This is a genomic window from Mesorhizobium sp. L2C084A000, from assembly GCF_000502875.1.
Taxonomy (GTDB): Bacteria; Pseudomonadota; Alphaproteobacteria; order Rhizobiales; family Rhizobiaceae; genus Mesorhizobium.
Genome location: NZ_AYWX01000003.1, coordinates 386316 through 399504, shown reverse-complemented (window position 1 = coordinate 399504; position 13189 = coordinate 386316). Strand labels below are relative to the sequence as shown.

The 13189-nt window shown below is 61.7% G+C and carries 11 protein-coding genes and 1 pseudogene; 2 read left to right on the top strand and 10 right to left on the bottom strand.

Annotated features, from left to right (window positions below; genetic code table 11):
• Positions 1–275 precede the first annotated feature (275 nt).
• The 9 genes and pseudogenes from ugpC to X735_RS155180 form a co-directional block, all read right to left on the bottom strand.
• A complete protein-coding gene (ugpC, locus tag X735_RS155145; protein WP_023810540.1) occupies positions 276–1343 on the bottom strand; it encodes a sn-glycerol-3-phosphate ABC transporter ATP-binding protein UgpC in 1068 nt (355 codons plus the stop codon).
• Positions 1344–1347: 4 nt separating this feature from the next.
• Entirely contained in the window at positions 1348–2196 is an 849-nt protein-coding gene (locus X735_RS155150; RefSeq protein ID WP_023810539.1) for a carbohydrate ABC transporter permease, read from the bottom strand.
• Positions 2196–3119, bottom strand: a complete 924-nt coding sequence (locus X735_RS155155) for a sugar ABC transporter permease (RefSeq protein ID WP_023810538.1) — start codon at positions 3117–3119, stop codon at positions 2196–2198. The genes X735_RS155150 and X735_RS155155 overlap by 1 nt, the downstream gene beginning before the upstream one ends.
• Before the next feature lie 177 nt (positions 3120–3296).
• The gene (locus X735_RS155160) at positions 3297–4574 is read right to left on the bottom strand and encodes a sugar ABC transporter substrate-binding protein (RefSeq protein WP_023810537.1); all 1278 of its coding nucleotides are present in this window, start codon (positions 4572–4574) and stop codon (positions 3297–3299) included.
• A gap of 29 nt (positions 4575–4603) precedes the next feature.
• Positions 4604–5791 carry a PLP-dependent transferase gene (locus X735_RS155165; protein WP_023810536.1) on the bottom strand — a complete coding sequence of 396 codons (1188 nt, stop codon included), beginning with the start codon at positions 5789–5791 and terminating at the stop codon, positions 4604–4606.
• Entirely contained in the window at positions 5788–6522 is a 735-nt protein-coding gene (locus tag X735_RS155170; RefSeq protein ID WP_023810535.1) for a FadR/GntR family transcriptional regulator, read from the bottom strand. The genes X735_RS155165 and X735_RS155170 overlap by 4 nt, the downstream gene beginning before the upstream one ends.
• Before the next feature lie 139 nt (positions 6523–6661).
• Positions 6662–8133, bottom strand: a pseudogene (locus X735_RS01000000165745) (FAD-dependent monooxygenase).
• Between the two features lie 523 nt (positions 8134–8656).
• Complete coding sequence (locus tag X735_RS155175; protein ID WP_023810534.1) at positions 8657–10030, bottom strand: PleD family two-component system response regulator; 1374 nt, start codon at positions 10028–10030, stop codon at positions 8657–8659.
• 33 nt (positions 10031–10063) lie between these two features.
• The gene (locus X735_RS155180; protein WP_013531932.1) at positions 10064–10435 is read right to left on the bottom strand and encodes a response regulator; all 372 of its coding nucleotides are present in this window, start codon (positions 10433–10435) and stop codon (positions 10064–10066) included.
• A 225-nt stretch (positions 10436–10660) separates the two neighbouring features.
• Between X735_RS155180 and X735_RS155185 the strand changes: the two genes are divergently transcribed.
• Both X735_RS155185 and X735_RS155190 read left to right on the top strand, forming a co-directional pair.
• The gene (locus X735_RS155185) at positions 10661–10960 is read left to right on the top strand and encodes a DUF3572 domain-containing protein (RefSeq protein ID WP_023810533.1); all 300 of its coding nucleotides are present in this window, start codon (positions 10661–10663) and stop codon (positions 10958–10960) included.
• Positions 10957–11610, top strand: a complete 654-nt coding sequence (locus tag X735_RS155190) for a hypothetical protein (RefSeq protein WP_023810532.1) — start codon at positions 10957–10959, stop codon at positions 11608–11610. Before X735_RS155185 ends, X735_RS155190 begins: the two co-directional genes overlap by 4 nt.
• A 17-nt stretch (positions 11611–11627) precedes the next feature.
• Here the strand turns inward: X735_RS155190 and X735_RS155195 are convergent, their stop codons facing one another.
• Complete coding sequence (locus X735_RS155195) at positions 11628–13151, bottom strand: hypothetical protein (RefSeq protein ID WP_023810531.1); 1524 nt, start codon at positions 13149–13151, stop codon at positions 11628–11630.
• Between the last annotated feature and the right edge of the window lie 38 nt (positions 13152–13189).

Genomic DNA, 13189 nt, shown 5'->3' with positions numbered 1-13189 from the left:
CACACAACCCACTCACCCATATTGCAGGTGCCGCCGTCGGTGTTGACTAGCTCCGACGGCGGCCTAGTTCGTGGCGAAATAACCTCCGTTTTTTGAGAAGACGGCGGGACTAAGGTCTTGTGCCCTACACGCAAAGGTCCGACTGGTCCTGTTAGGTTCCGGAAATGTCTCTTGGACGTTCCGCTATTTTATCCAATTGAAATGTAGCGTTACCGTGTATTCCCGCCCGATAGCGGCCTGATCCGGCTGCCCGCATCCGCCCTGGCTGAGTCCCCTCAGCCGATGCGCTCACCGCTCTTCGGATCGAATAGATGCAGCTGGTGTGGTTCGGCCGCCAACCGTACCTCGTCGCCGGGCTTCACGCCGGCACGGCCCATGGCAAAGACGCAAAGCTGCTGGCTGGCCAGCTTGACGTAGAACTGCGTCGAAAGCCCGAGCGGCTCGACCACCCCCACCTCGCCCTTCAACGCGCCGTCGTCCGCCAATTTGATATGCTCAGGCCGCAAACCGACGGTGATTGCGTCGCCATCCTTGAGCGGCAGGCCTTCCGGCAGCCTCAGCGCCTGGCCATCGGTCAGCACGGCCTGCGGGGTAACGCCCTTGCGAACCGTCGCCGGCAGGAAATTCATGCCGGGTGAGCCGATGAAACCGGCGACGAACATGTTGGCCGGCCGATCATAGAGATCGAGCGGCGCGCCGACCTGCTGGATCAGCCCGTCATGCATGACGACGATCCGGTCGGCCATGGTCATGGCCTCGATCTGGTCGTGTGTAACATAAACCGATGTCGTCTTCAGTTGCTGGTGCAGCGCCTTGATTTCGGCGCGCATATGGACGCGCAGCTTGGCGTCGAGGTTCGACAGCGGCTCGTCGAACAGGAAGACCTTGGGGTCGCGCACGATCGCCCGGCCCATGGCGACGCGCTGGCGCTGGCCGCCAGACAGTTGCCGCGGCAGGCGCTGCAGGAATGTGTCGAGCCCGAGCCGCTTGGCGGCGCCGTCCACCCTGGTCTCGATCGTCGTTTTCTCCGCCTTCTTCAGCAGCAGGCTGAAGCCCATGTTCTTCGACACGTCCATGTGCGGATAAAGCGCGTAGGACTGGAACACCATGGCGATGTCACGGTCCTTGGGTGCCACGTCATTGACCAGCCGCTCGCCGATGCGGATCTCGCCGCCGGAAGCCTCCTCCAGCCCGGCGATCATGCGCAAAAGCGTGGACTTGCCGCAGCCTGACGGGCCGACCAGGACGACGAACTCGCCATCGGCGATTTCAAGGTCGACCGCGTGCAGGACGCGGACGGCGCCATAGTCCTTGCGGACCTTTTCGAGCGTAACAGAGGCCATCGATCTATCCTTTGACGGCGCCGGCGGTGAGGCCGGTGACGAGATAGCGTTGCAGGAAGGCGAAGAAGATGCAGACCGGGATCAGCGCCAGGATGGACGCCGCCATCATCTGCCCCCAATCGACGGCGAACTTGCCGATGAAGGTGAGCAGGCCGACAGCGAAGGTCTTCTGGTCGTCACTGGAAATCAGCATCAGCGCGAACAATAGCTCGCTCCAGGCTGCAGTGAAGACGAAGCCGAGCGTCGCGCCCATGCCTGGCAGCGTCAGCGGCACGATCACCTTGCGCATCGCCTGCGCGCGGGTGCAGCCGTCGATCATCGCCGCTTCCTCCAGATCCTTCGGAATGCCGTCGAAGAACGACTGCATCAGGAAGGTGGCAAAGGCCGTGTTGAAGGCGGTGTAGATGATGATCAGCCCGGTCAGGCTGTTGATCAGGCCGATCTGCCCCATCACGCGGTAGATCGGCGGAATGACCATCACCAGCGGAAAGGTCTGGGTCAAAAGCAACATCAGCGCCAGTGCTGCCTTGCCGCGAAAGGTGAAGCGCGACATGGAATAGCCGGCGAGCGTGGCGATGATCGTCACCAGTGCCGCCGTCGAGACCGAGACGATGACGCTGTTGAGGAAATACCGCGGGAAATCGGTCGTCTCGAGCACGGTGACGAAATTCTGCAGCGTCATGTGCGACGGCCAGAAGGTGATGCCTTCGGAATAGAGAAGCCGCTCCGGCGTGACCGAGATTTTTAGCGTCCAGTAGATCGGGAACAAGGCAAAGAGCACGTAAGCCGCGATTGCCGCGTAGAGGCCGATGCCGCCGAAGAAGCGCTGCGAGGTTGAGCGTCCTGCGATCATCAGACGTGCCTCACCAGGGTGCGGCGGATACCGATCAGCGCAATCGCATAAGCAATGAGCAGGACGAGAAGTAGCACCGCCACCGCCGAGGCATAGCCCTTGTCCAGCGATTTGAAGGCGCTGACATAGATGTAGACCGGCACCGTGTTGGTCGAGCCGGCTGGCCCGCCCTCCGTCATGACAAAGATCAGGTCGGCGAAGGTGGCGATCCAGATGGTGCGCAACATCACGGTGATGGCGATGGTCGGCGCCAGAAACGGCAGCGTCACCTTGGTGAAGCGCTGCCAAGGCGAAGCGCCGTCGATGGCCGCTGCCTCATGCAGTTCCGACGGAATGGATTTCAGCGCCGCCAAGAGCGTGATGGCGAAGAACGGAATGCCGAACCAGATGTTGGCGACGATCGGCCCCCACATGGCGGTTGAGGGATCGGAAAGCACATTGGTCGGCTGGGCTTTCAGCCCCAACGCAAACAACCAGTGCGGCAATGGGCCGATGATGGGATTGAACAGCCAGGCCCAGGTCAGGCCCGACAAGAAGGACGGCACCGCCCAGGGCAGGAACACCAGGGCTTGCACGGCCTTGCGGCCGCGAAATGGCTTGTCGAGCAGCAGCGCCAGGCCGAGGCCAAGGAAGAACTGGAAAAACAGACTGGCGACGGTCCACCACAACGTGTTGACCAGCGCCTGCCCCAGCACCTGATCCGACAGCATCGCCTGATACTGCCCAAGCCCGACATATTCGGACTTGAACGCCGAGAATTTGCGGAAGGAGTAGCTGATGCCGATGACCAGCGGCACCAGAAGCACCACGACCAGCAGGATGATCGCCGGGCTGAGATAGAGCCATGGCTCGATTGCGGCGTGGGATAACCGCTTGCGGCGCGGCTGGCCGGCGGATCGTATTTCGGACACGGCATAGGTCATTGGTTTAGGGGTCACTCCTGGAACGTCGGCTGGCGGAGAGCGTCCTTCTCCCCGTGAAACTGGGAGAAGATGCCGTAGACAGATGAGGGGCAGCGCTAACCTGGCAGAAGCTAGTGCTGCCCTCATCCGTCATTTCGTGACACCTGCTCCCCGTGAACGGGGAGAAGGAAAGAAGAGCTACTTCTTGTTCTTCGCCAGCCAATCCTGCTGTTCCTTAGTCAGGAAGGCAGCCCACTGGTCGGCGACGTCCTTGGCCGTCTTCTGGCCAAGCAGCACTTCCTGAAAATTCTTGATCGCCACCTGGTCGACGAAGTTGCCAAGGTTTTCCAGATGTGTCGGCGGCGTCACCATTTCATATTTGGAGCTGTCGCTCAGCTCCGTGAACCAGCCCTTGAACTGCTCGGTCTTGAAATGGGGATCCTGGTCGGCGCCGTTGTGGATCGGGACGACGCCGACTTCCTTGGCCCATTGCAGATTGTCCTTCGGCGACAGCAGCGTCGCCATCAGCTTCCAGGCGTCGTCCTTGTGCTGCGAGTTGGCAAACATCGCCCAGCCGGCATAACCCAGCGTCGGATAGGACTTGCCGCTCGGCCCGACCGGCAAAGGCGCCACGGCGAAGTCGTCGGCGCTCATCTTGTCGGCGATGCCGAGCAGCGCGTCCGGATCCTGGTTGAGCATGGCACAGGTGCCGGAATAGAAGCCGGTGACCGTTTCGTTGAAACCCCAGCTCACCGCATCCTTCGGCGCCAGTCCGTCCTTGTACATGTCGGCCAGCATCTGCAGGCCCTTGACCGAGCCTTCTTCGTTGATGGTCGAGGTGCCATCCTCGTTGAAGTAGCCGCCCTTGCCGGCGGCAATGTTCATGAACATGTGCATGCCGTTGAAAGCGCCCGGCCCGCCGCGCAGGCAGTAGCCATATTTGCCCGGCAACGCAGAGATTTTCTTGGCGTCGGCGATGAAATCATCGAGCGTCGCCGGCGGACCATCGAGGCCGGCTTCCTTGAACAGTTTCTTGTTCCAGAACAGCGCGTTCACATAGTAGCCGTAAGGGATCATGAACTGGGTGTTGTTGACGGTCGAGCCGAACTGCTTGGCGCGGTCGCCCAGCGTTTTGGCGTCGTCCCATTTGGCCATATAGGGGCCAAGATCCTCGAGTTGGGCGTTGTTGGCATAGAGGCCCATCCAGCGTTCCGGCATTTCGACGATGTCGGGCGTATCGCCGGCCTGCACCATGGTCAGGAATTTCTCGAAGGCCTGGCCCCAGGGCAGCGAGATCAGCTCGACCTTGATGCCCGGATTGGCTGTTTCGAACTCGGCGATCTGCTTTTTCAGGAACTCGGTGCGTGGCGGGCTGGTGATGACTTCGACCATTTTCAGGGTCGAATCGGCCACGGCATTTCCGGCGGAAATCGCCAGTCCCGCAACGGTGGCAAGCATGACGGTCAGTTTTTTCATGTTCAAGACTCCCATTTTGAACCCGCTTGTTATTTTCTGGCTTTTTCGAAGGCTTGGGCGACATCCGCCCACAGGTCTTCGACACTCTCCAATCCGACATTGAAGCGGATGGTTCGGGGGCTGACGCCGAAGCGCGCCATCGAATTCAGGCCAGGCGTCTGCTCCAGCGACGCCTTGGCCGGCACGACCAGGCTTTCATGCCCGCCCCAGCTGACGCCGATGCGGAAATATTTCATCGCATCGACGAAGACGGGGATGTCGATCTCGTCCGTCACCTCGAAGGAGAACAGACCGGCATAGCCGGCCAGTGTCGCCTTGCCCGGATGGTTCGAATAGACAGGATGGTTGACGCGCTCGACATTGGCATGCGCCTTCAGCCGTTCGGCGATGGTCAGGCCGCTCTTCATGTGGTGCGGCAGGCGCAGCGGCAGCGTGCGCAAGCCGCGCAGCAACAGCCAGGCTTCGAATGGCGACAGCTTGCCGCCGAGATAGGAATAGGTCTGCTCGTTGATGTGCTTGATATGAGCGGCCGAACCCGCGACGACGCCAGCGACGGTGTCGCTGTGGCCGCCAAGGTATTTCGAGGCCGAATGCAGCACCAGGTCGACGCCATGCGCGATCGGCTTCTGGAACACCGGCGTCGCCCAGGAATTGTCGATGGTGGTGACGATGCCCTGTTCCTTGGCCAGCCGTGTCAGATGCGCGATGTCCTGCAGCTCGAACATCATCGAGGTCGGGCTTTCCAGGTAGAGCAGCTTGGCGCCGGGAAGTGCCGCCGCGACCGCATCCGGGTCGGAGCCGTCGACATAGTCGACCTTGATGTTGAGCCGAGGCAACAGCCGCTCGAACAGCCGGTAGGCATCGCCATAGCAATTGCGCACCGCCACGATGCGCTCGCCTGCCCCAACGAACGCAAGCACCGTGGCGCTGATCGCCGCCATGCCGCTGGAAAAGCCGCGTGCAGCTTCTGCGCCCTCAAGCGCTGCCACGCGCGCCTCGAACTCCATCACCGTCGGATTGTCGCCACGCGAATAGATCGGCTGCTTTCGTTTCCCGGCAAAGGTATCGGCCATCTCGGCATAATTGGCGAAGGTGAACAGCGAGGTCTGGTAGATCGGCGGCACCACCGCGCCGCCAGGGAACGGTTCGTCATGCGCCAAGAGTGTCGCGGCCTCGGCAAGATAGTCGTGATCGAAACCTGTTGGATGCTCGTTCATGTCTGGCTCGAAAGTTTGAGTTTGGCCGCACCGCGCTTGAGATCGTCTTCGACGGTGGCGATCAGCTTGAGCGCCTCGGCGCGTGCGCCTTGCGGGTCGCGCGCGGCGATGCGTTCGTAGATGGTGCGGTGATAGGGAAAGCTGGCGTGGCCGAAGTCGCGCACGCCGAGCGGATGCTCCCAGAAGCGGTGGAACAACTCGTACATGGCGGCGATGATCTGCTCGAACAGCGGATTACCCGAGGCCCGGTAGATCGCCTGGTGGAACTCCCAATCCTCTTCCGACGACATGCCGTCGCGTGTGCGGAACGCCTGCTCCATGATGTCGAGCTTGCGTGCGATTTCGGCGATATCTGCCTGGCTGGCGCGTTCGGCGCAAAGAGCTGCGGCCTCCGCCTCCAGTGCGCGGCGGATCTCCATCGTCTGCATCAGGCTGGTGAAATCATTGCCGCCCGCCAGCGTCAGCGGCATGTGCAGCATATCGTGTGAAACAGCCGCCTTGAGATAGGTGCCGCTGCCCTGGCGCCTCTCGACGAGGCCGAGCCCTTCCCAGCGCGTCAGTGCCTCGCGCACGGTGTTGCGGCTGACCTTCAGCCGCTCGGCCAGAATGCGTTCGGTTGGAAGTCTCTCACCCGGCTGCAGGGCTTCGGCGCGAACAAATCCCACCAACGCCTTCAACACGGCGTCGTCGCGAGCCGAGGTCTGGATGGGTGGCAGGCTGTTCTGGTCCACATTTCCTCCAAGTGGTCCAATGGTCCAACCAATTTCTGCACAGAAGAAAACTCCTGTCAACCAGCTGTCAGGAGCCCTGTCGGAGGGAGCGACGCAATACTTTCAAGGCGGTCGCGCGATCGCGCTTCGATCGTATCTGCTAATCTGAGGCAGCAGGCGACCCGAACCAGGTGGTCAGCGCGTCCACCAGCCCCTGTTGGGTTCCCGCCCCGGCCCAAGCCACATAACCATCGGGCCGGATCAAGACGGCGCCGGGCGCGGCGACCCTCCCGAGCACCGGGAGGTCCCAGATACCGGCGTAACCGGCGTCGATCTGCCGGACCCGATCAGCCCAGGGCGCGAGATCAGCCTGCCGGGCTCACCGAAGTTGAGCAGCACGGGCCGCGCGTCGTGCAGCAAGGTGAAGACCCGCAACGGCCCGCCGGCGGTGGTCAGATCGAGATCGGGCATTCGCCGCCCAAGCAGTGGATGCCCCTCGCCAAGATCGTAATGGACACCCAAACCAGACATCTCCGCGGCGATTTTCTTGCGGGCTTCATCCATGCCGAGCAACTCGGCAACAGTGTCGGCCAAGGCCTTGCTGCGGTCATCCGTGCGGCGAAGCGCGACCTGCGCCATCGTATTGCGCAACACGCGGGCGGCAACCGGATGACGCTCGGCGTGATAGCTGTCGAGCAGGCTTTCCGGCGATATCCCCTTGATGACTTGGGCCAGCTTCCATCCAAGGTTCACCGCATCCTGCACGCCGATATTGAGGCCCTGCCCACCCATCGGCGGATGGATGTGCGCGGCATCACCCGCCAGCAGCACGCGCCTGTCGCGATATGCGGCAGCCTGGCGCGTCATGTCGGTGAAGCGGGAGAGCCAGGTCGGGCTGTGGACCCCGAAGTCGGTGCCGTAGATGGCAGTCAGCGCCTCGCTGAGCTCGCGCAGGGTCGGGTCGCCGCGCGCCTCCAGGCATGGTTCCGTCAGCACGACGCCAACCTTCTTGCCGCCCTCGATCTTGCCCAGGGCATGAATTCCGGAGGCGTTGCTGCGGAAGCCCCATGCCGGTTCTTCCGACATTTCGACCTCGGCAATCATCCAGCTCATCGTCGGATCCCATCCGGCGAACTCGATACCGGTCGCCTTGCGAATGGTGCTGCGGCCTCCGTCGCAGCCGACCAGATATGCGGCCCTCAGGCGGTGACCGGTGGACAGTTCGACGTCGACGCCGCTGTCGTCCTGCGTAAACCTCGTAACCTCGTGTCCGCGATAGATCGGTACCTTCAACTCGCCGACCCAGTCGGCCAGGATGTGCTCGATGTGGTTTTGCCGCAGTGCCAGCAGATAATTGTGCCGGGTTCGGAAGTCGCTGATGTCCAGGCGGATCATGTGAAAACCCACGGCCGGGCTCACTTGGCCCTCCGAGAGGAACCGATCCGCAATTCCGCGCTGGTCGAGCACCTCAAGGGTGCGCGCATGCAGGCCGCCCGCGCGCAGGCCGGCAAGCTTCTGATCCGGCCGCCTTTCGACAATGGCAACGTCGACGCCTGCCAACGCCAGTTCGCCCGCCAGCATCAATCCCGTCGGACCACCCCCGGCGATCACAACCGCATGATCTGAAATCATTATCGTAACTCCCGTTTTCCGCACCCTGGCTTGGGTCGCGGTTTTACGGGAGGAGCCGGGTCTTGCCGCAAGCCTCTTGCGCGCCATATGTATGAAATGGAAGGGGTGCTCTTCCCCCTCATCGTTGGCTGCCCTCACAGCGAAACTGTGTAGGAACGGCTAAAACGGGTATTCCGATTTCACGTGCAAAAACGCAGATTCCTCCGTGCTTTGGCACGGAGTTCTAATGTTCTTTCGGAGAAAAGGGGGCCGGTCGGCGTTTGGCAGCGGTACGAGGAGGCCACTATGTGCCAGCGCCGGCCGGCCGACCCCACGGACCCAGGAGATGCGGCGGACCTGAGCATCATGGGGTATTCCCAGGATCGGAGCCGGCTTTCTATCCTCGTGCCGGCTTCGTCTAGGCCTGCACAGTTGCGCAAGAGTTTATGAAAATCAACAGTTTCTTAACCAAGGCTCGCGAATCGCTTGGATTAAGGTAAACGGGTAACCCTGTCAGGTTGACAGGATAATCGGGGCTGGATCGCTACGCCGCCTTGGCGACGACGCGATTTCGGCCGCCGCTTTTGGCTTCGTAGAGCGCGAGATCGGCACGCTTCATCAGCGCCGCGACCGTGTCCACCCCCTTCAGCACCGACGACACGCCGACGCTGACCGTGACTTCGATCGCCTTGCCGTCCTGCCCGATGGCGAAAGCCGCCTGGGCGATTTCGGCGCGAATGCGCTCGGCTACCTTCTCGGCCACCGCGCCCTCGGTGTCCGGCATCACCACGACGAACTCCTCCCCGCCAAAACGGCAGGCAAGGTCGATACCCCTGACATTCTTGCGCAGCCGTCGTGCGAATTCCCGCAGAACCTCGTCGCCCCCGTCATGACCGTGCGCGTCGTTGATCGCCTTGAAGCGGTCGAGGTCGGTGATCATCACCGACAGCGGCCGGCGCCGCGCCACCGCGCGATCGAACAGCGTCTGCAGATGGCTGTCTAGATAGCGGCGGTTGTGCAGCCCCGTCAGGCCGTCGGTCACCGCCATTTCGATGGTCTGGGTGACGCTGGCGCGCAGCTGGTCGTTGTAGCGCTTGCGGCGCACCTGGGTGCGCAGCCGCGCCGTCAACTCCTGCTGGTCGATCGGCCGCATCAGATAATCATTGATGCCGAGTTCAAGGCCGCGGATGATGCGTTCCTCCTCGCCCTCCTCCGCCAGCAGGATGATCGGCACGAAACGGGTGCGATCGAGCGAGCGCAACTGCGAACAGAGCCTCAGCGGATCGAAATCGGCGAACGCGGTCGAGATCATCACGCATTCATAGGACGTCTCGGCGGCCTGGAAGAAACCGGCATGCGGATCATGTGTGACGTCGAGATCGGCCCGGTCGCGCAGCATCTTCTGGATGCGCTCGACGGATGATTTGCGTTCGTCGATCAAAAGCACTTTGGGCGTCGTGTCCTCGGATGCGAAATTACGGCTGAGCAACTCCTCGATGCCGATGTTGCGCGTCGTCGAGGCGCGCAGCCGCAACTCGTCGGTCAGCGACTTCAGGCGAACCAGGCTCTTGACGCGCGTCATAAGCTGCAGGTCGTTGACCGGCTTGGTCAGGAAGTCGTCGGCGCCGGCCTCGAGCCCGCGGACGCGGTCGGAAACCTGGTCGAGCGCGGTGATCATCACCACCGGAATGTGCGATGTCGCCGGATCGCTCTTCAGCCGCCGACAGACCTCGAAGCCGTCCATGTCCGGCATCATCACGTCGAGCAGCACGACATCGACCTTGCCGTTCTCGCAGGTCTCGATCGCATCCGGCCCGTTGGTGGCGGTCAGCACTTCGAAATATTCGGCCAGCAGCCGGACTTCCAGCAGCCGCACATTGGCAGGGATGTCGTCGACGACGAGGATCCGCGCAGTCATTTCACAAGGCTCCGGCTCGGCTGAAAGGGCACATCACGCATCGCCCAGATAGGATTTGATGGTTTCGATGAAACGCGGCACCGAGATCGGCTTCGAAATATAAGCCTCGCAGCCGCCCTGGCGGATACGTTCCTCGTCACCCTTCATGGCGAAGGCGGTCACCGCAATGACCGGGATGACGTGCAGCTCGTCGTCTTCCTTCAGCCATTTGGTCACTTCAAGCCCCGACACTTCAGGCAATTGGATATCCATCAGGATCAGATCCGGCCGGTGCTGGCGCGCCAGATCGAGCGCTTCCAGACCGTTGCGGGTGCGCACGGTCTCGTAACCGCTTGCCTCGATGAGGTCCCGAAAGAGCTTCATATTGAGCTCATTGTCCTCGACGATCATAACCTTCTTCGGCATCGATTTCCCGTCCCGGCTGCCCTTCCGCTTCGAAGGCGACCGTCATGCGCCCATGTCTGAACGCACCAAACCCTGCTTCACTTTACGGCAATATGATTGACGAAACGGAAATCCACCGTGCGAAAAGCTGTTTGGATTCCACCTCGGGCGCCGCTCTAACCGCTTGCCGCCAGCAACTCTTGCCATTATTGCGGGAGAGACTCATTCCACGCACCGAAGGTAGTGATGGAAAACGCAGCGTCAATGCGTGAAGAAGCGGAATCGATTGCCGTGAAGGCCCTGGGCTTCGTCGCCTCCGATCCGGAGCTGCTGCCGCGCTTTCTGGCGATCACCGGCATAGAGGCGCATTCAATCCGCAAAGCCGCCAGCGAACCGGGATTCATGGCCGGTGTGCTGCAGTTCATTCTTGCCCACGAGCCGACGCTGATGCGCTTTGCCGAGGAAACCGGCACGCCGCCGGCTGCTGTCGGCAAGGCGCTGCGGTCGCTGCCGCTGGGCGACGACAACCACGAGCATTCCATATGAGCGATGATCCGGAAACCGCGCGCCAGATTGAAGAACTGGTAGCCGACGACCGACCCTTGCTTGTCCTCGATGTCGACGATGTCGTGCTCGAATTCATCCGGCCGTTTCCGAATTTCCTCAAGGCGCGCGGCTATGGCCTGACGCTGGCCTCGTTTCGGCTGACCGGCAACATAGCAGAGACCGCTAGCGGCCGCCTGATCGAACAGCCCGAAGTCACGGCACTGCTGGCCGATTTCTTTGACGCGCAAGCCGATTGGCAAAACATTACTGACGGCGCTGCAGAAGCCCTGGCAGGGTTTGGCGACCGCGCGGAAATCATCTTGCTGACGGCCATGCCGCACAAGCACCGTGCCGTGCGTCGCGTCCATCTCGACGCGCTTGGGCTGAGCTACCCGCTTCTGACCACTGAAATGGCCAAAGGACCGGCAGTGGCCAAGCTTCGCGGCAGGGCCGGCCGACCGGTGGTTTTCGTCGACGATCAGCCGCACAATCTGGCGTCGGTACGGGAATCGGTCGCCGACGCCGAACTGTTCCACCTGATGGCCGACAATTCGCTGCGCGCATTCCTGCCGCCGGTGACGGACGATGTGGTCGTCGTCCAGGACTGGCACGAGGCAGCGCCCAAGATCGCAAGCGCGCTGGGGCTCTGAACTCCAGCTTCAGGGGTTCAGTTCGCACCTGCGCCGCCGCTGTCGTCTCCGCTGTCATCGGCGCCGTCACCATCATCCAAGCTGTCGTCCACGGCCGGATCGGCGGGCTTCAGCATGACGCCATTGACGGTGACCGAGCCATCGGCCTTGGCATTGACGATCCATTCCAGCCGGCCATCGGGCAGCGTCTTGCCAAAGCCCTTCGCCATGAGAGCGACTGGCACGTATTGGCCAACCTCCGGTTCCGACTTTGCCGCTTCCTGCAGGCCTTCGACAAGCTTGTCGAAGCCGGCGACATCGACGGTTACGCTTCCTTCGGGCTTTTCGCCTAGGAATGTCATCTCGCCTTCCAGCGCGATCTCCGTGTCCTTGTTCTTCACGGTGCTGTGGCCAAGCACGACCTTCGGCATCCTGGCCATGAAGTCGACTTTAAGCTGCTCGCCGAATTCGGCCGACAGCGGTGGATTCTTATTGAGATCAAAGGCTTCGATCGCCTTCTTCGCCATGCTGTCGAGATCGATATTGGCGCCGCCAAAGTTCAAATCGACATCGGTGGGCAACAACCCCACGCTCCAGCTCGGCAGAAGCTGGGTCGGCACGGTCAGCCCCGATGCCTTGATGCCGTACGTGATCGTGCCGTTCTGGGCGACGCCATCGGTGCCGAACACGGTGCTGAGCTGGGTGGCGCCGAAATTGCCGACCGGGCTTTCCACCGCAAAATCCTTGAAACCGTAGGTCCCGTCGATACGCTGCCAAAGCGGCAAGGCGGCGAGCAGAAGCGATTTGAGCTGCGCCTGGTTGTCCTTCAGCGTCGCCTCGTCCTCGTTGGCCACCGCAAATGCCAGGAGATCGAGCAATGGCTTGGTCCGCACGCCCTTGCCGCTGGCTTCGACCGACAGTTCAGGCGACCTGACGGTGACCGGGAATTTCAGCCCGCTCTCGGGGTCATCGAAATTGATCGCTTCGACAAAACTCGACACCTTCTGCGAGGTTGTGAAATCGACGCCCCCGGTCGCCGACTTGGTCGCGGCAACGGTCGCGATGCCGGCGCCCGTGCTGGCTTCCATGTGCTGCTTGGCATCCTTCGATGCCATCGTCATGCCGGCCATCGAGCTGGTGCCGCTGGTGAAGGCCGCCAGATTTGGATCGTAGACGCCCGAGCCCTTGCCGTCCTTGATCGAAAACTGAGTGCTTTGCAGCCCCTCGGGTCCGTTGAACTCGAAGGAGGCGGTTTGGGAGAAATCCATGGAGACATCCCAGGACCCGTCGCTGCGCGGCTTGACCATCAAGGCATAGGGCGCGAAGTCGAACTTCAGCAGTTTCTGGTCCGGAAATGATGCGGCAAGTGCCTTGAAATCGAACACGATCTTGTAGGCGCCACCTTCGAGCGAAACCTTCAAAATGCCTTTGTCGATGGCCTGCTTGCCGACATAGCGGGACAAGTCGTCGGACAATTGCTTCGCACCCTGACTGTCGGCGGTCTGGCTGAAAGCAGGGGCACTCAACGCAAGAAGGAACACGAATGGCAGGGCACGGTTCACGCGAATTCTCCGTTTGACCTAGAAGAAAGACTTTGTCC

Coding starts and splice junctions, on each gene's coding strand:
- ugpC (WP_023810540.1), bottom strand. CDS start 1,343: ATGGCCTCTGTTACGCTCGAAAAGGTCCGCAAGGACTATGGCGCCGTC.
- X735_RS155150 (WP_023810539.1), bottom strand. CDS start 2,196: ATGATCGCAGGACGCTCAACCTCGCAGCGCTTCTTCGGCGGCATCGGC.
- X735_RS155155 (WP_023810538.1), bottom strand. CDS start 3,119: ATGACCTATGCCGTGTCCGAAATACGATCCGCCGGCCAGCCGCGCCGC.
- X735_RS155160 (WP_023810537.1), bottom strand. CDS start 4,574: ATGAAAAAACTGACCGTCATGCTTGCCACCGTTGCGGGACTGGCGATT.
- X735_RS155165 (WP_023810536.1), bottom strand. CDS start 5,791: ATGAACGAGCATCCAACAGGTTTCGATCACGACTATCTTGCCGAGGCC.
- X735_RS155175 (WP_023810534.1), bottom strand. CDS start 10,030: ATGACTGCGCGGATCCTCGTCGTCGACGACATCCCTGCCAATGTGCGG.
- X735_RS155180 (WP_013531932.1), bottom strand. CDS start 10,435: ATGCCGAAGAAGGTTATGATCGTCGAGGACAATGAGCTCAATATGAAG.
- X735_RS155185 (WP_023810533.1), top strand. CDS start 10,661: ATGGAAAACGCAGCGTCAATGCGTGAAGAAGCGGAATCGATTGCCGTG.
- X735_RS155190 (WP_023810532.1), top strand. CDS start 10,957: ATGAGCGATGATCCGGAAACCGCGCGCCAGATTGAAGAACTGGTAGCC.